This is a genomic window from Streptomyces sp. A5-4 (assembly GCF_051131715.1).
Lineage (GTDB): Bacteria > Actinomycetota > Actinomycetes > Streptomycetales > Streptomycetaceae > Streptomyces.
Genome location: NZ_CP178591.1, coordinates 2,901,674 through 2,924,651 on the forward strand (window position 1 = coordinate 2,901,674; position 22,978 = coordinate 2,924,651).

At 69.0% G+C, this 22,978-nt stretch carries 15 protein-coding genes; 3 read left to right on the top strand and 12 right to left on the bottom strand.

The window, feature by feature from the left end; all coding sequences use genetic code 11:
- Positions 1 to 18: 18 nt before the first annotated feature.
- The 3 genes from ACLLJJ_RS13410 to ACLLJJ_RS13420 all read right to left on the bottom strand — a co-directional run bounded on the left by ACLLJJ_RS13410 (position 19) and on the right by ACLLJJ_RS13420 (position 6,750).
- Positions 19 to 4,962 (bottom strand): NAD-glutamate dehydrogenase, encoded by a 4,944-nt coding sequence (locus ACLLJJ_RS13410; RefSeq protein WP_434590358.1) that lies wholly within the window; start codon positions 4,960 to 4,962, stop codon positions 19 to 21.
- Between the two features lie 523 nt (positions 4,963 to 5,485).
- Positions 5,486 to 6,151 carry an HAD family hydrolase gene (locus tag ACLLJJ_RS13415; RefSeq protein ID WP_434590361.1) on the bottom strand — a complete coding sequence of 222 codons (666 nt, stop codon included), beginning with the start codon at positions 6,149 to 6,151 and terminating at the stop codon, positions 5,486 to 5,488.
- Positions 6,152 to 6,243: 92 nt separating this feature from the next.
- Positions 6,244 to 6,750, bottom strand: coding sequence for a DUF6912 family protein (locus ACLLJJ_RS13420; protein WP_434590364.1), 507 nt, complete (start codon positions 6,748 to 6,750; stop codon positions 6,244 to 6,246).
- 275 nt (positions 6,751 to 7,025) lie between these two features.
- Between ACLLJJ_RS13420 and ACLLJJ_RS13425 the strand changes: the two genes are divergently transcribed.
- Positions 7,026 to 7,472 (top strand): Rv3235 family protein, encoded by a 447-nt coding sequence (locus tag ACLLJJ_RS13425; RefSeq protein ID WP_434590367.1) that lies wholly within the window; start codon positions 7,026 to 7,028, stop codon positions 7,470 to 7,472.
- Between the two features lie 23 nt (positions 7,473 to 7,495).
- On the opposite strand, the gene ACLLJJ_RS13430 is transcribed toward ACLLJJ_RS13425, so the two are convergent.
- On the bottom strand, positions 7,496 to 9,115 hold the full coding sequence (locus tag ACLLJJ_RS13430; RefSeq protein WP_434588209.1) for an IS1634 family transposase: 1,620 nt from the start codon (positions 9,113 to 9,115) through the stop codon (positions 7,496 to 7,498).
- Between the two features lie 277 nt (positions 9,116 to 9,392).
- The gene (secA, locus tag ACLLJJ_RS13435) at positions 9,393 to 12,194 is read right to left on the bottom strand and encodes a preprotein translocase subunit SecA (protein ID WP_434590371.1); all 2,802 of its coding nucleotides are present in this window, start codon (positions 12,192 to 12,194) and stop codon (positions 9,393 to 9,395) included.
- 228 nt (positions 12,195 to 12,422) lie between these two features.
- Here secA and ACLLJJ_RS13440 point away from each other — a divergent pair, with 228 nt between their 5' ends.
- Positions 12,423 to 12,998, top strand: a complete 576-nt coding sequence (locus ACLLJJ_RS13440; protein ID WP_434590373.1) for a GNAT family N-acetyltransferase — start codon at positions 12,423 to 12,425, stop codon at positions 12,996 to 12,998.
- Between the two features lie 51 nt (positions 12,999 to 13,049).
- Positions 13,050 to 14,222, top strand: a complete 1,173-nt coding sequence (locus tag ACLLJJ_RS13445; RefSeq protein ID WP_434590376.1) for a winged helix-turn-helix domain-containing protein — start codon at positions 13,050 to 13,052, stop codon at positions 14,220 to 14,222.
- Between the two features lie 7 nt (positions 14,223 to 14,229).
- Here ACLLJJ_RS13445 and ACLLJJ_RS13450 read toward each other — a convergent pair whose 3' ends face one another.
- The 7 genes from ACLLJJ_RS13450 to mtnA form a co-directional block, all read right to left on the bottom strand.
- The gene (locus tag ACLLJJ_RS13450; protein WP_434590379.1) at positions 14,230 to 14,964 is read right to left on the bottom strand and encodes a response regulator; all 735 of its coding nucleotides are present in this window, start codon (positions 14,962 to 14,964) and stop codon (positions 14,230 to 14,232) included.
- A 220-nt stretch (positions 14,965 to 15,184) separates the two neighbouring features.
- Positions 15,185 to 15,886 (bottom strand): ribosome hibernation-promoting factor, HPF/YfiA family, encoded by a 702-nt coding sequence (gene hpf, locus ACLLJJ_RS13455; protein ID WP_434590382.1) that lies wholly within the window; start codon positions 15,884 to 15,886, stop codon positions 15,185 to 15,187.
- A 317-nt stretch (positions 15,887 to 16,203) separates the two neighbouring features.
- Positions 16,204 to 16,968 (bottom strand): ComF family protein, encoded by a 765-nt coding sequence (locus ACLLJJ_RS13460; RefSeq protein ID WP_434590385.1) that lies wholly within the window; start codon positions 16,966 to 16,968, stop codon positions 16,204 to 16,206.
- 101 nt (positions 16,969 to 17,069) lie between these two features.
- The gene (locus ACLLJJ_RS13465; protein ID WP_434590388.1) at positions 17,070 to 18,920 is read right to left on the bottom strand and encodes an LpqB family beta-propeller domain-containing protein; all 1,851 of its coding nucleotides are present in this window, start codon (positions 18,918 to 18,920) and stop codon (positions 17,070 to 17,072) included.
- A gap of 25 nt (positions 18,921 to 18,945) precedes the next feature.
- Complete coding sequence (gene mtrB, locus ACLLJJ_RS13470; RefSeq protein WP_434590391.1) at positions 18,946 to 21,051, bottom strand: MtrAB system histidine kinase MtrB; 2,106 nt, start codon at positions 21,049 to 21,051, stop codon at positions 18,946 to 18,948.
- Position 21,052: 1 nt separating this feature from the next.
- Positions 21,053 to 21,742, bottom strand: a complete 690-nt coding sequence (mtrA, locus tag ACLLJJ_RS13475) for a two-component system response regulator MtrA (protein ID WP_283516097.1) — start codon at positions 21,740 to 21,742, stop codon at positions 21,053 to 21,055.
- Positions 21,743 to 21,746: 4 nt separating this feature from the next.
- Positions 21,747 to 22,901 (bottom strand): S-methyl-5-thioribose-1-phosphate isomerase, encoded by a 1,155-nt coding sequence (gene mtnA / locus ACLLJJ_RS13480; protein ID WP_434590393.1) that lies wholly within the window; start codon positions 22,899 to 22,901, stop codon positions 21,747 to 21,749.
- Between the last annotated feature and the right edge of the window lie 77 nt (positions 22,902 to 22,978).

Here is a 22,978-nt window from a genome sequence, read left to right on the forward strand (position 1 = left end):
ACCGCTGTCACCTTCGGATCAGACGCGCGTACGCAGCATCGTCCGCATCGTCCGCATCGCGACCGACAGGTTCGCCAGGTCGAAGGCGTCCGAGCCCTGGATCTCCTCCAGCGTGGTGCGCGCGCGGCCCAGGATCGCCGCGTTCTTCTCTTCCCACGCCTTGAAGCGCTGCTCCGGCGTCGAGGCCCCGTTTCCGACGGACAGCACGTCCTGCGTCAGCCCGGCGTGCGCCGCGTACAGGTCCTCGCGGATGGAGGCGCGGGCCATGGACTGCCAGCGGTCGGCCCGCGGCAGCTCGATGATCCGGTCCATCAGCTTGGTGATGGACAGCCGGTCGGCGAGGTCGTAGTACACCTCGGCGACATCCATCGGAGACTTGTCGGTCCGCTCCGCGATCGCCACGATGTCGAGCGCGGGGAACGCGGAGGAGAACCCGGCCACCCGCACCGCGAGCTCCTCGGGAACACCCGCTCCGGTCAGCTCGTCGACGATCCCCTGGTACCACTCCTGGTCCGCGCCGCGCAGCATCTTCGGGAGCTCGTCCCAGACCTTCACCACTCCCTCGCGGAAGAACTCGATGGTCTCGCCGATCTCCAGCGGCTGCGGGCGGTTGCCGAGGAGCCAGCGCGTACCGCGTTCGACGAGACGGCGCGAGTGCAGTCGGATCCGGGTCTGGACATCGGCCGCGACCACATTGTCGAGCGCCTCGACGGCGTCCCAGACCTTGCTCAGCCCGAAGATCGCGCGGGCCGCGAACTGCGCCCGTACGATTTCCTCGATCGAGGCCCCGGTCTCCTCCCGCAGACGGTGCAGGAAGGTCGAGCCACCGGTGTTCACGGTGTCGTTGACCAGCACCGTCGTGACGATCTCGCGGCGCAGCGCGTGCGCGTCGATCTGCTCGGTGAACTTCTCCCGCAGAGCCTCGGGGAAGTACTCGTGCAGCAGGACCCGCAGATGCGGGTCGTCCGGCAGACCGGTGTGGATCAGCTCGTCCGCCACCGTGATCTTGGTGTACGCGAGGAGCACGGCGAGCTCGGGCTGGCTCAGACCGCGGCCGTTGCTCAGCAGTTCGCGGATCTGCCGGTCGGTGGGCAGGAACTCCAGCTCACGGTTGAGATGCCCGTCGCGGCTCAGCCTGCGCATGAAACGCTGGTGGGCGTGGAGCAGCGAGGGCGCCTGCACGACGGCGTTCGACAGGGCCACGTTCTGCGCGTAGTTGTTGCGCAGCACCAGCGTGCCGACCTCGTCGGTCATCGCGGCGAGCAGCTTGTTCCGCTGCTTGACGGTCATGTCACCGTCCACCACGAGGGCGTTGAGCAGGATCTTGATGTTCACCTCGTGGTCGGAGGTGTCCACGCCCGCACTGTTGTCGATGGCGTCGGTGTTGATCCTGCCGCCGGCCCGCGCGAACTCGATGCGGCCGAGCTGGGTCGCGCCCAGGTTGCCGCCCTCGCCGACGACCCTGGCCCGCAGGTCCTCGCCATTGACGCGGATGGCGTCGTTCGCCTTGTCGCCGACGTCGGCGTTCGACTCGCCGGCGGACTTGACGTACGTACCGATGCCGCCGTTCCACAGCAGGTCGACCGGTGCCTGGAGGATCGCCTTCATCAGGTCGGCCGGGGTCATCTTGCTGACGCCCGCCTCGATTCCGAGGACCTCGCGCAGATGCGCGTTGATCGGGATCGACTTGGCGTCGCGCCGATGGATACCACCGCCGGCCGAGAGCAGCGAGGTGCTGTAGTCGGCCCACGAGGAGCGCGGGAGCTCGAAGAGACGGCGGCGCTCGGCGTAGGAGAGCGCCGCGTCCGGGTTCGGGTCGATGAAGATGTGCCGGTGGTCGAAGGCGGCGATCAGCCTGATGTGCTCACTGAGCAGCATGCCGTTGCCGAAGACGTCACCGGACATGTCGCCGACCCCGACGACCGTGAAGTCCTCGTTCTGGGAGTCGTGGCCGAGCTCGCGGAAGTGCCGCTTGACGGACTCCCAGGCGCCGCGGGCCGTGATGCCCATGCCCTTGTGGTCGTAGCCGACCGAGCCGCCCGAGGCGAAGGCGTCTCCGAGCCAGAAGTTGTAGGCAACAGCGATCTCGTTGGCGATGTCGGAGAACGTCGCGGTGCCCTTGTCGGCGGCGACGACGAGGTACGTGTCGTCCTCGTCGTGGCGCACGACGTCCTTCGGCGGTACGACCTCGCCCGCCACCATGTTGTCGGTGATGTCGAGCAGCGCCGAGATGAAGGTCCTGTACGAGGCGATGCCCTCGGCCATCCAGGCGTCGCGGTCCACGGACGGGTCCGGCAGGTTCTTGGCGACGAAGCCGCCCTTGGCACCGACCGGCACGATGACGGTGTTCTTCACCATCTGCGCCTTGACGAGGCCGAGCACCTCCGTACGGAAGTCCTCACGGCGGTCGGACCAGCGCAGACCACCGCGGGCGACCTTGCCGAAGCGCAGGTGGACGCCCTCGACGCGCGGAGAGTACACCCAGATCTCGTACGCCGGTCGGGGCGCGGGCAGGTCCGGGATGGCCTGCGGGTCGAACTTCATCGAGACGTACGAGTGCGGCTCGCCCGTCTTCGTCTTCTGGAAGAAGCTGGTGCGCAGCGTCGCCTTGATGACGGTGAGGAAGGACCGCAGGATCCGGTCCTCGTCGAGCGAGACGACCTGGTCGAGCGCGCCTTCCAGCTCCTCCAGGATCCCGTCGGTCAGCTCGGTGCCCGCGCGCTGGCGGCCCGGCGACATCCGCGCCTCGAAGAGGGAGATCAGCAGCCGGGTGGTGTGGACATTGTTCCGGAGGGTGTCCTCCATGTAGTCCTGGCTGAAGGTTGAACCGGCCTGACGCAGGTACTTCGCGTACGAGCGCAGCACCACCGCCTGACGCCAGTTCAACCCGGCGCTCAGGACGAGGGAGTTGAAGCCGTCGTTCTCGGCCTGTCCCGTCCACACGGCCGCGAAGGCGTCCTGGAACCGCGCCCGCGCGTCGTCGGCGAGGTAGTCGCCATTGCTGCCGTTGCCGCTCGGCTTGGGCATGCGCAGGCCGAAGTCGTAGATCCACGCGTGCGTGCGGTCCGCGCAGCGCAGTTCGTACGGCCGCTCATCGACCACCTCGACGCCGAGCCGCTGAAGCACCGGCAGGACCGCGGACAGCGAGACCTGCTCACCGATCCGGTAGATCTTGAAGCGACGCTCGTTGGGGCCGGCGCCCACCGGCTCGTAGAGAGAGAGCGCGAAGTCGTTGCGGCCGTGGGTGAGCTGCTCCAGGTGGATCAGGTCGGCGACGGCGGAACGCGGCGAGTGGTCCGCCTTGTAGCCCTCGGGGAAGGCGTGTCCGTACCGGCGCAGCAGCTCGGCGGCGCGCTCCTCGCCGCACTCGGCGTTCATGGCCTCGGCGAAACCGTCGGCCCAGGAGCGGGCGGCCTCCACGAGGCGGGCCTCGATGCGCTCGGTGTCGGCGTCGGTGAGCTCGGTCAGCTCGGTGCCGGCCGGGACACGGACCACGAAGTGCAGCCGGGAGAGGATCGACTCGGTGTTCCAGGCGGTGAAGTCGACGCTGATGCCGCCGAGCTCCTCCTTGAGAATGTCGATCAACCGCAGCCGGACACCCGTGGTGTAGCGGTCGCGGGGCAGGTAGACGATCGCCGAGTAGTAACGCCCGTACTCGTCCTGACGCAGGTACAGCCGCAGCCTGCGGCGCTCCTGGAGGTACAGGACGGACGTCACGATCGACCGGAGCTGGTCGACGGGCGTCTGGAAGAGCTCGTCGCGCGGGTACGTCTCCAGGATCTGGAGCAGGTCGCGGCCGTCGTGGCTGTTGGGCGAGAAGCCCGCGCCTTCGAGGACCTCGGCGACCTTGCGGCGGATCACCGGGACGCGGCGTACGGACTCGGTGTACGCGGCGGAGGAGAACAGGCCGAGGAAGCGGCGCTCACCGACGACATTGCCCTCGGTGTCGAACTTCTTCACGCCGACGTAGTCGAGGTAGCTCGGCCGGTGCACGGTCGAGCGGCTGTTGGCCTTCGTCAGGACGAGGAGCTTGTGCTCACGGGCCTTGGCACGGGCGTCCGCGGGCAGCCGGCTGAAGGACGGGCTCACGGGGTGCGTCTCGTCGCCGCTGTGGTGCGGGTCGGAGCGCAGGATGCCAAGTCCGGTACCGGGGACGGCGGTGAGCGCGTCGCTGTCGGTCAGCTCGTACTCGCGGAATCCCAAAAATGTGAAGTGGTTGTCGGCGAGCCAACGCAGCAGCTCACGGGCCTCCTCGACCTCCTGCTCGCGCAGGTCGTCGGCGGCGGGCTCGCCGGGCAGCCCCTCCGCGATGCGCAGCGCGGCGTCGCGCATCTTCTCCCAGTCCTCGACGGCCTCCCGGACGTCGGACAGGACACGCAGCAGATCGGCGGTGATCTGCTTGAGGTCGGCCCGGTCGGTCTCGCGGTCGGCCTCGACATGGATCCAGGACTCGGTGACGGCGTCGTGCGGAAGCTCGCCGCGCCCCGCCTCGGCCGTGAGGACCTCGATCAGCCTGCCGGTCACATCACGGCGTACGACGACCTGAGGGTGGATCACGACATGGATGCCGCGCCCCTGGCGGGAAAGTTCGTTGGTGACCGAGTCGACCAGGAACGGCATGTCGTCGGTGACGACCTCGATGACCGTGTGACTGCAGGTCCAGCCGTTCTCTTCGACGGTCGGCGTGTACACCCGGACGTTCGCGGTGCCCTGCGGGCGGTTCTCCGCCAGCCGGTAGTGCGAGAGTGCCGCACCGAATACGTCGACCGGGTCGCGGTCTGCCAGATCCTCGGGGGCCGTGTGCAGGTAGTAGCGCTGGAGGTACGCGAGGAGCGTCTCCCGGTCCGGGCTTCCCTCGCTCGTCGACCCAGTCGGAAGTTGTCCCCCGGCCGGGCTGTTCTCAGCTACCCGTGCCGCCCGTGCGAGCAGCTCGGCTTTTGCTTCGTCCAGCTTGGTCTGCATGTCCTCTGGCTCCTGTCGCGCGCCGTTGCGTGACGTAGGTGGTGAAGAAGGTGACACAACGCCACGACGCGGGGTGTCCGGTCGTAGTCGACGTTATGCCGCGGAGAGATACCCGAGGCGCAATTGGCCATTTTGGCGGCAGGCCCGGGATTTGAAGATCGGCGAAGGCCCGGGCACGGTGGTGCTCCGGGCGCATACCGGGGGCTTCGCTGCCCCCGAGGGCTATCGCGCTGATCACGTGACAAGGCTATCGCCCTGTACCGGGGCCCCGTCATGTCCGGTCCGTGTACAAAACCGGCCACGAAGTGCGCCACTCTGGACAGAGACGCGCGCCCCCTAGGGAAAACCGGCCACCGGCGCCGATGCCTGTGACGTACTCCTCACCGCCCGACGACCGCGGGCCCCCGGGTTCCGCTCCCCGGACCGTTCTCCGCCGCGCTCCGCTCAGCGACGTGACGCCCCGCAGCTTCGGAGCCCTGCGGTGGTCTCCGGCCGCCGAGTCCCGGGGCCCGGCGCCCCCCGCTCAGACCTGCATGCGCTGCGCCAGCAGCACCGCTTCGGCGAGCGTGTCGACCACCGGCACCCCCGCCACCTCCAGGCTTCCTCTGCTGTGCGAGCCCCCGGTGTAGAGCACCGCTCTCGCTCCCACGTGCGCCGCCGCCACCGCATCGTCGACCGCGTCGCCGATCACGACCACCCGCTCCGGCCCGACGCCGCCCAGCGCCGCGACATGGCGTGCCATGTGCGCCACCTTGCTGCCGCCCGACGGGCCGGTCCGCCCCTCGACCCGTATGAAGTGCGGCTCGATCCCGTATCCCCGCACCACCGGGAGCAGTTCCTCGTGCCCGTACATACTCAGCAGCGACTGGCTGCGGCCCGCCGACCGCCATTCACGCAGCAGTTCCTCGACGCCCGTGGTCAGCACGCACCCGATGCGGTGCGCGGTGTAGTGCCGGTGGAAGGCCTCGTCCATGACCTCCCACTCCTCGTCCGTCGGCAGCCGTCCCATCAACCGCTCGTAGAAGAGCGGGATCGGTACGCAGTACAGCTCCCGGTACCGCGCCAGCGTGATCGACTCCAGGCCGATCTCGGCGAACGCGGCGTTCGTCGCCCCGATGACCGCCGCGATGTCGTCGAGCAGCGTGCCGTTCCAGTCCCAGACCAAGTGCGTCGTCATGTGCTTCCCCATGAATAGACGGTACCCACCGGGTATGACAGCGCAGTCCGACGATGTGGTCCGGTTCCAATCGGGCGGAGCACCCGGGCGACCGGGCGGGGCGATCAGGCGATCAGGTTCGGGATCTCCTGCACACCGAACCACAGCAGTACGTGGTCCTCCGCCCCGTCCACCGTGAACTGCGCGTCGTCGTCGCCATGGTCCGCCGCCCCCAGCGCCCCGGCCGCCGCCGTCACATCCGCGTCGGCCTCGTCGGCGTCGACATGCACCGCCGCCGCCTTCTTGAGCGGCACCGCGGCCGGCAGCCGCACCTCGCCCACGGCGGAGGCGGCCGGCCCCCGGTCGGGGTCGGCGACCGCGTCCTCGTCCGGGACGTCGACGGCGACGACGACCCGGCGCCGCGCCGCGTCCGGGTCTCCGGCCAGCAGCCGCAGTGACGCGGCCGCGGCCCGGCCCAGCGCCGCGTATTCGAGCTCCTCGATGTCGTCCGAGACGTACCACTCGCGCAGACCCGGCGTCACGGCGTAGGCGGCCAGCGGGCCGGGGCCCAGCTCGCCCGCCTTGTGCGCCTCAGCGAGACCGGGAAGGGTCAGGGGGACGTAGACGCGCATGGCAGGCCACTTTCGTAGTCGGGGAGACGGACCCAAGGATACGTACGGAGTCCCCTTTCGGGGTGGCCGTTCCCGCCCCCGCGGCGTCCACCCGAGGGACCTCTCACCTGCCGCCCGCCGCCTGATACCGCGCGCTGGTCACCCTGATAGGTGATCCTGACGGCCCCCGCCCCAACGGCTTCCTCGCCTTGCCCGCCACCCCGCTCCCCCCGTAAAAGATCCACAGCAGAAGTTACCGCCCGGTATGCCAACGGGCACGAAAGAGCGGGGCAGAGATGAGCAAGGACAGGACCCGGCCACAGGGACGCGGCGATCAGCGCGGGCCCGGCACACCCACATCCGCGGCCCGCCGCCCGCAGTCTCGGTCACGCCCCCGCCCCAGCACCCCGCACGAGATGTTCGCCGAGCGCCTGCTGGCGGTGCTCAGCGGCCGGCGCCCGGTGCACTGGATGCTCGGGCACACCATCGGCGAGGCGTACGAGCAGCTGGTCCAGCTCGCGCCCCGCACCCCGCTGAGGACCCGCGGCGCCCTGCCCGTCGTACGCAACTGCGGCGGCTTCCACCCCCGCCCCGGAGTGGTCGAGGCGTTCGCCAGCATCGCGGCCGGTGAACAGGTGCGCGCGATGGCGTTCCGGCTGGAGCAGGGGGCCGATCTCCGCTGGCGCTGCGCCGCGGTGGAGCTGGGCGGCGACCCGGTGGGCGCGACCCGAGCACGCACCTAGCCGGTGACTTCGCACATGGGGCTTTAGGTCTCCAGCCAGCGGGGCCGGGTTTCGTCGATGCCGAGGAGTTCGAGTAGGTGTGCTTGGACTCCTCGGCTGATGAGGATGACGGGTGGGTCGGTGGCGGTGCCGGGGCGGAGCATGAGGCCGTCGAGGTGGTAGAGGATCATGCGGCCGGTGGGTCGGACCTTGCGGTTGTCGGGGTAGAGGCCGGCCATGGTCTGCTCGGGGCCCAGGGCCTGGCGGACCTGGCGTTCGATCAGGCAGTAGACCAGCAGGGCCAGGCAGATCACGGTGATCAAGGCCGTGATGCGGCGGTTGTGCTCCAGGAACAGCGGCGCGACGGCCAGGGGGCCTTTGAACTCGCCGTAGCGGCGTTCGACCACTCCCTGGCCTTTGTAGCGCCGGAAGACCTCGGCCGTGTCGGCCTGCTCCGGAGTCAGAGCGGTGACCAGGGAGTACCAGCCGTCGGCGGCGGCTTCGGCGGCCAGGACGTCCTCGTCGAAGTGCCAGGCCAGAGTGGGTTTCCCGTCGGGGCCGGCGGTGACGGTGGTACGCAGGCAGCTGGCGACCCGGCGGGACTTGGTGATCACCCCGATCCGGGCCTGGACCTTCTCGGCGGTGGTGTAGTACCGGCCGCCGGCCGAGTTTTGCAGTTTCTCCAGATCCTCGGTGGCTCTGGCCAGACGCTTGGCGCGTGCTTTGCGCTGGCCCTCCGCGTTGCCGGTGGAGTGGACCAGGATCCGGCGCAGGTGGTGGACCGGGTCGCGCTTGCGTGGTCCTGCCATGGCGTGGACGTCTTCCAGGACCCGGTAGGACTCGCGCTGGTCGGCGGGGGTCTCCCGCTCGCGGTCGCGGTCGTTGACGTAGTCGACCAGCTCGGCGGCCCCGAGGTCGGCAGTGGCGTAGAAGCCGGCTTTGACCTGGGCCGCGGGTATGGGGGCGACGAATCCGACCCGGGCGTCAAGCAGGGCGGTGACATTCGGGTAGGACACCAGTTTGGAGTCCGCGACGAGCAGGAAGTCCTTGCGGTCGGCGATCTTCCGCAGGGCCTTCATCGCGCCGACGACCTGGGCGACCTCGCCCGCTCCGCCGTCGTAGGCACGGTGGAAGACGGGGATGCCACCGTCGCGGGTGACGGCCAGCCCGGCCTGGACCTGCTTCAGGTCGACCCGCCGGTCCTTGGGGTGACCGTATCTGACTTGCGCGTACTCCTCTTCCTGGTCCGGGTAGGCGCCGAACATGGAGATCGACGTCATGTCCCAGTGGATCTGAGCGGTATCGATGCCGAACTCCGCGATGGCCTGCGCGCCGACCGAGCCGGTGATCTCCTCCAGGTGCGGGGCGATCGCGTCCAGAGCGCGGGCGATACGGTCGTCGTTGAGCAGGTCCGGCTCGATGCCGAAGACCTCCTCGACAGCCCACTTCCGCGCCCAGTCCTCCACCCGCACCATCGAGGTCGGCGAGGACAGCCGGTTGGCGATCAGCGCCTCGACGACCTGCCCGTGCGTCAGATGAGCCACCTCACGGACAGGACACAGCTCGTCGATGATCCCGGCCACGTCCAGCCGGCGCAGAAACTCGGCAGAGGCAGGCAGAGCACCCAGACGCCTCTCCACCACAGGCGCCAACTCCACCGACATGCGGGGGCGCTGGACCCGGGAACGACACGAACGAGATATCGGCACGTCCAGAACAACGACCCGCACTTATCGAAGTACCGGCCAACTCATCAGTTCATCCGATTCAGCTATGTGCGGAGGATCGGCCTAGCGAGACAGGCCCGGAGGCAGCCACCAACACGCGGGCCCGCAGGCAAGGGCGCAGGAGCGCCTCGGGGGCACAGGAGGGGCCACCGCGGCCGGTGGGACTCCGACGGCGGTGAAGCCGCCGGGTACCCGTGCGTGCTGCCGCCCGCTGCTACTTCTTGCGGCGGCGGCCGCCGCCCTTCTGCGCCTTGCGCCGCTCGGCGCGGGTCAGACCGTCCGCCTCGGAACGGTCGGACCCGTCCTCGTCCTGAAAGTCGCCCTCCACGATGCCGCCCTCCCCGTCCACCGTGGGAGCGGAGAAGTGCAGCCGGTCGGGCCGCTGCGGAGCGTCCAGGCCCTTGGCCCTGATCTCCGGACGGGCGTCCTTCTTGGCGAGCGAGGTCTTCTCGGAGGAGTCCTGCACAGGGACTTCCTCGACCTGCTGATCGACCTGGACCTCCAGGTTGAACAGGTAGCCGACGGACTCTTCCTTGATGCCGTCCATCATCGCGTTGAACATGTCGAAGCCCTCGCGCTGGTACTCGACCAGCGGGTCCTTCTGGGCCATCGCGCGCAGGCCGATGCCCTCCTGGAGATAGTCCATCTCGTAGAGGTGCTCGCGCCACTTGCGGTCCAGCACGGACAGCACCACGCGGCGCTCCAGCTCACGCATGATGTCCGAGCCCAGCTCCGACTCGCGCTCCGCGTACTGCTCGTAGATGTCGTCCTTGATGGACTCACCGATGAACTCGGCGGTGATGCCCGCGCGGTCCCCCGCCGCGTCCTCGAGCTCCTCGACCGTGACCTTCACCGGGTAGAGCTGCTTGAACGCGCCCCACAGCCGGTCGAGGTCCCACTCCTCCGCGAAGCCCTCGACGGTCTCCGCCTGGATGTAGGCGTCGATCGTGTCGTCCATGAAGTGACGCACCTGGTCCTGCAGGTCCTCGCCCTGCAGGACGCGGCGGCGCTCGCCGTAGATGACCTCGCGCTGCCGGTTGAGGACCTCGTCGTACTTCAGGACGTTCTTACGGGTCTCGAAGTTCTGCTGCTCGACCTGCGACTGGGCGGACGCGATCGCGCGCGTCACCATCTTGTTCTCGATGGGTACGTCGTCGGGGACGTTCGCCATCGCCATGACGCGCTCGACCATCGCGGCCTTGAACAGGCGCATCAGGTCGTCGCCCAGCGACAGGTAGAAGCGGGACTCGCCCGGGTCGCCCTGACGGCCGGAACGGCCGCGCAGCTGGTTGTCGATACGGCGCGACTCGTGCCGCTCGGTACCCAGCACATAGAGCCCGCCGAGGTCCTTGACCTCTTCGAACTCGGCCTTGACGGCTCGCTCGGCCTTCTCCAGCGCGGCGGGCAGGGCCGCGGCCCACTCCTCGATGTGCTCCTCCGGGTCGAGGCCGCGCTGGCGCAGCTCCGCCTCGGCGAGGTCGTCCGGATTGCCGCCGAGCTTGATGTCCGTACCGCGACCGGCCATGTTCGTGGCGACGGTCACGGCGCCCCTGCGGCCGGCCTGGGCGATGATCGGCGCCTCACGGTCGTGCTGCTTGGCGTTGAGGACCTCGTGCTGGACACCGCGCTTGGAGAGCTGCTGCGAGAGGTACTCGGACTTCTCGACGGAGGTGGTGCCGACCAGGATCGGCTGCCCCTTCTCGTGCTTCTCCGCGATGTCGTCGACGACCGCGGCGAACTTCGCGACCTCGGTGCGGTAGATCAGGTCGGACTGGTCGGCGCGGACCATCGGCCGGTTCGTCGGGATCGGCACGACGCCCAGCTTGTAGATCTGGTGGAACTCCGCGGCCTCGGTCATGGCCGTACCGGTCATGCCGGAGAGCTTGCCGTAGAGGCGGAAGAAGTTCTGCAGGGTGATCGTGGCGAGGGTCTGGTTCTCGTCCTTGATGTCCACCCCTTCCTTCGCCTCGATCGCCTGGTGCATGCCCTCGTTGTAGCGGCGGCCGGCGAGGATACGGCCGGTGTGCTCGTCGACGATCATGACTTCGCCGTCGATGACGACGTAGTCCTTGTCCTTCTTGAAGAGTTCCTTGGCCTTGATGCCGTTGTTCAGGTAACCGACGAGGGGGGTGTTCACCGACTCGTAGAGGTTGTCGATACCCAGCCAGTCCTCGACCTTGGCGACGCCCGGCTCGTGAATGGCGACCGTGCGCTTCTTCTCGTCGACGTCGTAGTCGCCGGTCTCCTCAAGGCCCTTGAGGGGATTGCCCGGCTCGCCCCTCTTCAGCCGGGTGACCAGCTTCGCGAAGTCGCCGTACCACTTGGTGGCCTGGTCGGCCGGTCCCGAAATGATCAACGGCGTACGCGCCTCGTCGACCAGAATCGAGTCGACCTCGTCGACAATCGCGAAGTTGTGGCCGCGCTGGACGAGCTCGTCCTGGGACCACGCCATGTTGTCGCGCAGATAGTCGAAGCCGAATTCGTTGTTCGTGCCGTACGTGATGTCGCAGGCGTACATGGCGCGGCGCTGCGCGGGCGACATGTTGGCGAGAATGCAGCCGACCTCAAGACCGAGGAACTTGTGGACCCGGCCCATCATTTCGGAGTCGCGCTCGGCCAGGTAGTCGTTCACCGTGATCAGGTGGACGCCCTTGCCGGACAGGGCGTTCAGATAAGCGGGGAGCGTGCCGACGAGGGTCTTGCCCTCACCAGTCTTCATCTCCGCGACATAGCCGAGATGCAGGGCGGCGCCACCCATCATCTGAACGTCGTAATGGCGCTGACCGAGAACACGCTTGGCGGCTTCGCGAACGGTCGCGAACGCCTCGGGGAGCAGGTCGTCCAGGCTTTCGCCGTCGACGAACCGCTCCTTGTACTCGTCGGTGAGCGCCCGCAACTCGGCGTCGGAGAGGTTCACGAAGTCCTCTTCGATGGACTTCACCTGGTCCGCGATGCGGTGCAGTTTGCGCAGGATCTTGCCTTCGCCTGCACGCATGAGCTTGTTGAAGACGGACACTGAGGTTGGTCTCCTTGCCGGTCGGGCCTGTGCACTGGAGGTACGCGGGCACGGCAGGTGGGCCCCACCGCAACGGCCATCGTAAGCGAGGACCTCGCCACGCCGGGAGGTCCACTGGCATGAAGGCCCACTGTCACCCGCAAAGAGAACGGCCGGAGCACCCGGAAGGTGCCGGGCTCCCCCGAAAAGGTCTGGTGGCCGGGTGGCCGAGGAGCCGAGAATCGGCCGATGAAGCCCGTCATCCTCACCACCGAACGGCTGCTCCTGCGCCCCTTCCAGCAGGCCGACACCGATGCCGTCCTCCTGGCCTGCCAGGACCCCGAAATCCAGCGCTGGACGACGATTCCTTCCCCGTACGAGCGCGCGCACGCGGAGAGCTTCGTCGCCCTACAGGCACCGGACGGCTGGCGCGCGGGCACCGTCCACTCCTTCGCCGTGCTGACCCGGGACGGCGCCGAGCTGGTCGCCGCGATCTCCACGACCACGCACAGGCAGAGCGACACCGCGGAGATCGGCTTCTGGGCGGCGGCGGGGCAGCGCCGCCGCGGCTACGTCACGGAGGCGGCGCTGGCCCTCGCACACTGGGTTTTCACCGCGGTGGGGGTGGAACGCCTGGAATGGCGTGCCGAGGTCGGCAACACGGCCTCACGCACGGTCGCCGAGAAGGTCGGCTTCGTCCTGGAGGGCACCCAGCGCTCCGGAATCGTGAACAAGGGCGTCCGCCGGGACGCCTGGGTCGGCGCGCTGCTCCCGTCCGACATCGGCCTGCCGGCCGAGCACCCGTACCTGCCCGGCAAGTCCTGAATCGCCGCAGGCCACCCCGGGCTTGTCAGTGCGTGCCTCTAGGGTTCGGCCATGACGAGTCTGCTGCCGCCCACGGCCTCCCTGTCCGCCGACGAAGCCCGCAGAATCGCCCTGCGCGCGCAGGGATTCCTGGGCGCGCCCGACCGGCGAGGCGGGGTGCGCGGCATGCTGCGGCACCTGGGCGCCGTGCAGCTCGACACCATTTCGGTGCTGGCCCGCTCGCACGAGCTGATTCCGTACGCCCGCCTCGGCGCCGTGGGGCGTACGACGGTGGACGACGCCTACTGGACCGACGGTCACGCCTTTGAGTACTGGTCGCACGCGGCCTGCATCCTGCCCATCGAGGAATGGCCGCACTTCGCCTTCCGCCGTCGCGCCTTCCGCGCCCGCCCGCAGTGGCACCACGACCTGCCGGACGGCGCGTACGACACCGTGATCAAACAGCTGCGCGCCGAAGGGCCACTGACCGCCACCGAGCTGGGCGGCGCGAAGAACGGCGGCGAGTGGTGGGACTGGTCGGCGTCGAAGGTCGCCGTCGAGCGGGCACTGATGTACGGGGAGGTGGTGTGTACCGAACGGCGCAGCTGGAAGCGGGTGTACGACCTGGCCGAGCGGGCCGTCCCGGACGCCGTCCACCACGACGACCTGGACGACACCGAGTGCCTGCGCCGGCTCGTGCAGCTGGCCGGAAAGTCACTCGGAGTGGGTACCCGCGCAGACATCGCGGACTACCACCGCCTCAAGGGTGAGCAGGTCGAGGCCGTGATCGCCGACTCGGGACTGGTCCCGGTCGACGTCGAGGGCTGGGAGAAGCAGGCCTGGGCCGATCCCGAGGCCCTGGCGAGCACACCGCGCGGGCGCCACCGCACGACCCTGCTGTCGCCCTTCGACTCGCTGATCTGGGACCGGCCGCGCACCGAGCGGATCTTCGGCTTCACGCACCGCCTGGAGGCGTACGTCCCCAAGCCGAAGCGGATGCACGGGTACTTCGCGATGCCACTGTTGGCGGGCGGGCGGCTGCTCGGCCGCGTCGACCCGGCGCGCGAGGGCAGGACCCTGGTGGCGCGGCAGGTTTCGCTTCAGGGACCGAAGGCGGTCCGGCCGATGGCCGAGGCACTCGTAGAGGCGGCGAAGTGGGTCGGCTGCGCCGATGTGCGGCTGGAGCGGGTCGACGCGCAGCGGTTGCGTGCGCCGCTCGCCGCCGAACTGGCCCGTCTCACCTGATCCGCGGTCATCTGATTTCCAGGATCTTTTCCCGCATCGCGTAGACCACGGCCTCCATCCTGGAGTGCAGTTGCAGCTTCTCCAGGATATTGCGGACGTGGTTCTTCACGGTGTTCTCGGAGATGAACAGCTGCTTGGCGATGTCGCGGTTGTTCATCCCCGTGGCGACGAGCTTGAGCACCTCCAGCTCACGTTCGGTGAGCCGTGGCGCGGGGACGAGCCGACGCTCGTCCGTGCGCTGGATCATCGACTTGAACTCGGTGAGGAGCTTGGACGCCATCGACGGACTGATCTGGGACTGGCCGTCCGCCACCGCGCGGATCGCGGTGGCCACCTCGTCGGTGGAGATCTCCTTGAGCAGGTAACCCGTCGCACCTGCCTTGATCGCGTCGTAGAGGTCGGCCTCCTCGTCGCTGATCGTCAACATGATGATCTTCGCGCTGGGAGCCACCTCCTTGATCGAGGTGCATGCCTCGATGCCACCGCGCTTGGGCATCCGCACATCCATCAGCACGATGTCGGGCAGCAGGTCGGCAGCCTTGTCCACGGCCTCGGCCCCGTCACCCGCCTCACCGACGACCTGAATGTCCTCCTCCTGCGCGAGGACGATCTCAAGTCCTCGGCGGAAAAGAGCGTGGTCGTCGACGACCAGGACCCTGATGGGCTCCTTACGCGACCCGCTCGCGTCCGTACCGCCGATCGCGTCGTCCTCGTCGTGCACCGGACCGAAGCTGTCCGCCATCGTTCCTCCCCCTGAAGGCCGTGGCCCGAAAATCATGAGCTGTGCCAACCACAGTCCGCAGAACATCGATTGGCCTGCGACGCCATGATTTCATGCCGGGACGACAGAAGAGTGACGAAGTGGTCGCACAGTGGTGCCCCTGGGGGCGCACGGGCGCTCCAGGGGCACCACCCACAGTGGTACGACGCTCAGCCCTCAAGGGTTCAGCGCGTACGGCGGATCACCCTCCGAGAGCACCGCCGGCGCCGCCCACCTCTGTCTCGGCGAAGGGGTCGGTCGTCAAGTGAATGACTCCGTAGTCGTAGGCGTGCCGCCGGTAGACGACACTGGGCTCCTTCGTCTCCGAGTCGACGAAGAGATAGAAGTCGTGCCCGACCAGCTCCATTTCGTAGAGCGCCTGGTCGAGCGTCATCGCGGCGGCGACATGTGTCTTCTCGCGCACCACCAGAGGTCCTTCGCCCTGCACTTCGAGCGAGCCGACCATGGTGGTGGGAACCGCCTGGGGCGCCTCGGCCACGGCCACGGCGGCGCCGAGCTCTCCACTGCCGTTGAGGGGCGCCGAGTTGGCCACGGTCGTACCGACCTCGGCCGCCGACAGCCGTCCGTTGCCGCGACGTGTGTGGCGCTTGTCGTGCTGCTTGCGCAGCCGCGCCTCCAACTTGCCTGTGGCCAGGTCCAGCGCTGCGTACGGGTCGGCCGCCGATGCCTCTGCCCGGATCACCGGTCCACGCGAGTGAAGCGTGATCTCCACCCGGTCGGAACGGTCCGCCTGCCGCGGGTTGGGCTCCTTGGACACCTCGACGTCCAGGCTGATCACCTTGCCGTCGAGCTTCTGGATCTTCTCCAGCTTCAGCTTCTCGGCCACGTGCTTCCGGAACCGCTCGGGTACCTCGGTCTTGCGGCCCTTGACGACGATGTCCACGCAGAACTCCGTTCCGGATAGCCCCGCTCAGCGGCGGAGCATCTCCCTTTCGCACCAGGCCCCGACGAACACCGGAGCCTCGGACTTGGTGACTTTCACCTCCTCCTCCCCAGGGGACAAGATCCCCACCCGTCCACTTCGACCTTTCGAGCTGAGGGAAAACCCAGGCGCCCTAGTCCGATAAGTGAGGCACAGGGTCTGCTTTTCCTCACAACCGAACATAGCTCTCCCGGAGGCATGTCGGCACCCGCTACCGGCGCGTACCTCCGTTCAGGTGCTTTTTCCCCCTCACCACCTGCAACGACGCAAGTTCCCCGTCAGTTCCGGTTTATTCCGAAGGAAAGCGAGGGCGCCGCCACCACCGCCGCACTCAGGTGTCGGAAACCGCGAAAATCCGTCGGCACGGCGGCACGCAGTGCCCGCGCAGCCTCCACGAGCGATGCCCCCGTCGTCATCAGATCGTCCACCAGCACCACCCTGCGGCCCTCCAGCAGCCCGGGGCCCCCTGCCACCACCTCCAGGGCCCCGGCGAGATTAGCCAGCCGCTCCGGGGCCTTCAGACCCGACTGGTCACTCACCGCCCGGCGCTGCCGCAGCATCGGGAGCATCCGTGCGGCTACCCCGGCCCGGCGCAGTTCACCCGAAGCGGCGAGCGCGATCCGGCGCGCGGGGTCGTGTCCGCGCGACCTGGTCGCCCGCCGCGCGGACGGCACGGGTACGAGCAGCAGCGGTCCAACGCCCCGGTACCCACCGCCGAGCGGAGACCCGCCGGTGCCGGGCGCACCCGTCCCGGACGCGCCGGCCAGAACCGCGCCGGCCAGCGCACCTCCGAGCGCCCCGGCAAGCTCCAGCGCGCCCCGCTCCTTGTGCCCGAGCAGGACCGCCCGCACCGCGTCCCCGTAAGGAGCGGCGGCATGGACCACCGGCAGCCCCGGCGGCTCGGGCCACGGCCGGACCCGCCGGGGCCCAGTGCCGTACAACGTCTGTCGGCACTCCTCACACAGCGCCGTACGCGGTCTGCCACAGCCCGCGCACCCGACCGGCAGCAACAGACCGGCGGCTTCCCGCCACCACCCCCGCATGGCATCCACTCTGCCAAGACGGGTGCGCCTCGGCCACCCCTGTGGATAACCCGCGCGAACCTGCACGCGAACGCACGAGGCCGTACGGAATTAGCCGCGGACTACCCCGGATAGACGGGCGACGAGCCTTCCTTCACCACGGTCTTCCAGTTGGCACCGGGAGGCAGCCGCACAATGCCGTCCTCCGACGAGTGCGCCAGCAGGGGCAGCCGGTCGTCGTCGGCCGAAGCGACCGCCGTCACCCGGTTCGCACCGGGCAGCGCACCGGCGTCCGACGTCGAACCGTCCGTCTGCAAATAGCGCAGTTGCTGTACGCCGCCGGACTCCCGGCCGACCACCACAAGGCGGCTTCGGCCCGCCCAGGAGACGGCCGTCACCTCCTCCATCTGCGGGGCGATGGGGCGCAGATCGACCACGGACACCTCGGGCTTGTCGTCGGACCCGCGCCGCTCCACTCGGCCGATCTTCAGCGTCGTCCGGCCCTTCTCCGAGACCAGCAACGCGATCCGCACACCGTCCGCCGAGACCTTGAGGGCTTCGACACGGGCCCCGTCCAGGCCGTCGACGACCTTGACCTGCTCGGGCTCACCCTCGCCGCCGATCAGCCGTAGCAGCTGGGGGTTGCGGAGATCGCGGTCGGCCACCCACAGATCGCCCCGGCCGTCCCAACTGGGGGCGGACAGCCGGTCCTGCTGCTGCTTGCCACTGCTGGTGAGCGCGGGCTCCGTGGGCTCCTCGTCCGAGACGACGGACGCCACATAGAGCGAGCGGGCGTCGCGCGACACCCCTGCCCCGTGGCGCTCGTCGCGCGCCACGGCGACCGCGCCCAGCTTTCGCTCCCCCGCGCCGAGCAGGCCGGGAACGGGCTCAGAGGCGTCGTCGCTGTCCGTGGCCTCGGAACCCGCCACCATCCGCACCAGACGGCTCTTGGTGTCGAGGAAATACTGATAGTCGGGGCTGCCGGAGGCACGCTCCGGCGCGAAGTCCTCGGCCTGGTCTGCGCCGAGCTCGCACAGCGACGAGCTGTCGGACCGCAGCAACTCCACCTGTCCCACCCGGTAGGACGTCAGATCCCGGACGGTGAACAGCAGTTGGGCCGCCATCTCCCGGCACCGCTTCTGGCCGACGTTGGACGCCTTCTCGTTGAGCGGCACCTTGAGCGCGTTGCGGTCGTCGAACGTGAGCGACTTGGTTCCCGCCTTGAGCGCCGTACCCGTGGGGAAGCTCGAACCGACCACCGGCTTCAGCCAGTTCGTCGGCCCGCCGAGCAGCGCCCTGACCGTCTGCGTCACCGGGTCCATCCGGGTCTCCGGATCCATGCGCTTGCGCACATAGACGGGGTCGGCGACCAGCCAGGGGTGGCCACCGCCGCTCTGCGAGGACGTACCGGAAGCGAAGTAGTACTTATTGACGGAACGGTAGATGCGCTCGAAGTCCGACAGCCCGAGCACCAGACCCGTGGGAAGTCCGTCGATGCGCCACTCCTGGCCGTCCTTGCTGTCTTTGTCGTTCTGCCTGCTGAGGTGAATGACCTCGTGGTACGTGCGCTTGACCGGCTGGTAGGCGCGCTGCTCGTTCACCTCGGCGACCTGCGTGCCGGTGAGCTCGTACGTATAGGCCCCGCCCTCGCGGTCATTGGCCCGTTCGTCCTGCGCCACCGGGCCACTGTCCAGCACCGTGACCTGACTGGGCTTCCATCGCTGGGACGCCTTCTTCGTCAGGTACTTACGGGCCGTGGCGAACTGCGGGTCGTCCCCCGTCATCGCCTCCAGGAAGCCGCCGACGATCTCGTTGGGCTGCGCGCCCGCTCTGGGCGCCACCCCGTACACCCGCACCTGCGAGTCACCGCGCGCGGACGCCTTCACTTCCTCCACGTCCCCGCTGTTCGGCATGGACGCGCAGCCCGCCAGCAGCAGGCCGCCGCATCCCAGCAGCACCGAAGTGCGGGTCATGCGCCACTGGCCACCGCGACTTCGGTCAGCGCCCACGGGTGATGTCCTTCCGCTCCGACGACTGCTCGATCTGCGATGTCTGTGACGCCTGCGAAAATCGCGAACCCTGAGACGAAAGCTGTGACGCCGTGCGTGGCGACGTCTGCGGCGCGGCAGCCTGCGAGGCGCTGTCGCTGTCGCTGTCGCCCGCCGGACGTGCCACCACCCGTGCCCCACTGCCGGGCAGCGCCGTCGGATCCGCTGCGGGCGCCGCCCGCAGCGGCACGGGCAGCGCGGACCGGTCGCCCCCGGGCTGGACCGGCACGCTCGCCAGCCGGTGACTGCCGTCTTCCCGTTCGTCATCACCGTCCGCGCGCTCACGCCGGCGCCGCGAGTCCTCGGGCTCCAGCGGAATCGGCGAACCGCGCAGCGATTCGTCCGCCGTACGCGGCAGGGTCAGCCGAAATTGCGAGCCGCCACCCGGCTCCCCCCAGGCCTGGAGCCAGCCGCCGTGCAACCGTGCGTCCTCGACCGCGATGGACAGGCCGAGCCCGCTACCGCCGGTGGTACGTGCACGGGCCGGGTCGGCCCGCCAGAAACGACTGAACACCCGGGTCGCCTCACCGGGTTTGAGCCCCACGCCGAAGTCGCGTACGGCCACGGCCACGGCGCCGCCGGCCGAGGCCAGCCGCACCACCACGTCCTTGCCCTCGCCGTGCTCGACGGCGTTGACGACAAGGTTGCGCAGGATGCGCTCGACGCGCCGGGCGTCGGCTTCCACGATGACGGGCTGCTCATCACCGGTCACGCGTATCTGGGTGCCCTTGCGCTCGGCCAGCGGCTCGGCGCCCTCGATCACTCGGCGTACGGCGTCCCGCAGGTCTATCGGCTCGGCCTCCAGGGCCGCCGCGCCTGCGTCGAAGCGGCTGATCTCAAGGAGGTCGGCGAGCAGCGACTCGAACCGGTCGAGCTGGCCGCTGAGCAGTTCGGCGGAGCGCGCGGTCACCGCGTCGAAGTCACCGCGTGCCTCGTGGATGACATCGGCGGCCATCCGCACGGTCGTCAGCGGTGTGCGCAGCTCGTGCGAGACGTCCGACACGAAGCGCCGCTGCATCCGGGACAGGTCCTCCAGCTGCTGGATCTTGAGCTGCAGGTTCTGCGCCATCTTGTTGAAGGCCTCGCCGAGTCTGGCGATGTCGTCCTCGCCGGTGACCTTCATCCGCACCTGGAGACGGCCCACGGCCAGTCCCTCGGCGATCCCCGCGGCCATCCGCACGGGGGTGACGACCTGCCGGACCACCAGCCAGGCGATGGCTCCGAGCAGAACGACCACGAACAGCCCCGCGGTGACGAGCGTGCGCTGCACCAGGCCGAGAGACTCCGTCTCCTGGGTCAGCGGGAAAAGGTAGTAGAGCTGGTAGGGCTCGCCGCTGTTGTCGATCAGCTGCTTGCCGACGACGAGGCCGGCCTCGGGCTGCTGGCCGTCCGTGTACTTGATCTCGACGAAGGCCTGGTGCGCCTTCCCCGTTCCTTCGTCGACCGCGTCCCGCAGCTTCTGCGGCACGCTCGCCATCGGGTTCACGTCGGCCGACGCACGCGGTCCGCGGCTGCTCGTCTCCTGATCGTCCGATATCGAGCTCAGCGCCACCACATGGAACGCCTGCCGTCCACCACTGGCGAGCTGCTCGGCCAGCTCGGTCCGCCAGTTGGTGGAATTCCGCGCCGCGGCCCTGGCCTCAGCGGATTCGCTGCCGCCGGGACCCGCGATCGTGCGGGCCTTCTCCTCGGCCACGTCGAACCCACCGGCCGCCTGGCTCTGCGCGGCCCCCTCCTTCGCGTCGAGCAGCCCATTGCGTACCTGCCACATGACGGCGAAACCCAGGAGCAGCACCACACCGAGCGACATGAGCAGGGTGGCGGCGACCACGCGCAGCTGGATGTTCCGCCGCCACAGCCGCACGGCAGGCAGCAGGGGCCGCCTGGCCAGACGCATGAAGAGCCTCAGCACTGGGCTGCTGGGCGCCCCGTCCTGGAGCAGCCGGCCGCCCTGCAGAGAGCGGCCGAGCCTGGACGTCACTCGCCGGGGCCCGGCAGCCCGCTCCGTACGGACTCCCGGCTCCCCGGGCATCGGAGCAGCGCTGCTTCGGGTCATGTCAGCTCGGTCCGGCCTTGTAGCCGACACCGCGCACGGTCACCACGATCTCCGGCCGCTCCGGGTCCATCTCGACCTTCGAGCGCAGCCGCTGTACGTGGACATTGACCAACCGGGTGTCCGCGGCGTGGCGGTAACCCCATACCTGCTCGAGCAGCACCTCACGGGTGAACACCTGCCACGGCTTGCGTGCGAGCGCGACCAACAGGTCGAACTCGAGCGGGGTCAGAGCGATCGACTGCCCCTCCCGCTTCACGGAATGACCGGCCACGTCAATGACCAGGTCTCCGATCGCCAGCTGTTCCGGCGCCGGTTCCTCCGACCTCCTCAGTCGCGCCCGGATACGGGCGACGAGTTCCTTGGGCTTGAACGGCTTGACGATGTAGTCGTCGGCGCCGGATTCCAGCCCGACCACCACATCAACGGTGTCGCTCTTGGCGGTCAGCATGACAATCGGCACCCCGGACTCGGCCCGGATGAGGCGGCAGACTTCAATGCCGTCCCGTCCGGGCAGCATGAGATCCAGCAGCACCAGGTCGGGCTTCGCCTCCCTGAATGCCGCAAGTGCCCTGTCACCGTCCGCTACAAAAGACGGCTCAAAACCTTCTCCACGCAACACAATGCCGAGCATCTCGGCCAGTGCGGTGTCGTCGTCGACGACAAGGACGCGTCCCTTCATAATCGACATCATCCCATTAGCTAATCGTTACCTGGCGTGACCTGGCACACAGCTCCGCGAGTGCGACGCCTGTGACCGGGGAAATCGTGCCTTGCTCCGTGATGATCGCCGTCACCAGCTCCGGTGGTGTGATGTCGAAGGCAGGGTTGTACGCCTGGGTTCCCAGCGGCGCGACCGGCATTCCGATCCCGACGCCCGGTTCCGCACCAATGCCCGAAATCTGCGGCATTGTGAGCTCCGTCACTTCCTGCCCCGACCTCTGCTCCACCTCGATGGACGCCCCGTCCGGAGTGCCCAGATCGACCGTGGTGGTGGGTGCGACCACTATGAACGGTACGTGGTGGTATTTGGCCAGCACCGCGAGCGGATAGCTCCCGACCTTGTTCGCCACGGAACCGTCGGCGGCGATCCGGTCGGCTCCGATGAGCACCGCGTCCACCTCCCCGGCCGCGAAGAGCGAGCCCGCAGCGCTGTCCGTGAGCAGCGTGTACGGCATGCCTCTGCGGGCCGCCTCGTACGCGGTGAGCCGGGCCCCCTGCAGGAGCGGACGCGTCTCGTCGACCCACAGCCGCCGCAACGTGCCACTGCGGTGAGCCGCCAAGGCCACCGCGAACGCCGTGCCCTCACCGCCGGAGACCAGCGCCCCGGTGTTGCAGTGGGTCAGGATGCGGTGACCGCCTCCCGGCAGCAGTTCCTCCAGGAGCGCCAGCCCGTGCGCCGCCATCTCCACACTGGCCTCGGCATCGGCCCGGTGCAGTGCCTTGGCGGCGGCCAGCGCGGCAGTGGCGGCCTGCTCCGGGTCCGCCCCCTTCTGCTCTGCAGCCCTGTAGGCCTCTGCCGCTTGGCGCACGCCGTATCCGAGGTTCACCGCGGTGGGCCGCGCCCTCTCCAGCAGCACCACGGCTTCCTCGACGTCGTAGCCACGTGCTGCCGCGAGCGCCACCCCATAGGCGCCGGCGATTCCGAGCAGCGGTGCACCGCGTACAGCGAGTGTCTGGATCGCCTGCACCAGCGCAGGCACATCCGTACAGACCAGTTCGACCTCGTCCGCGGGCAGTCTGGTCTGGTCGAGCAGCACCAGTACGGGCCCCTCCGGCGGCTCGTCCCAGCGCAGCGAAGGGAGCGCGGGCGGCTCTGCGCCCGCTGTGGATTGCGCGTCCTGATCGGCCATTCGCCCAGTCTGCCCGGTGAGGCACCGACAATTGAAGGTGCGAAGGAGATACGGGGCCAGGTCCGTCGGCCGACGCC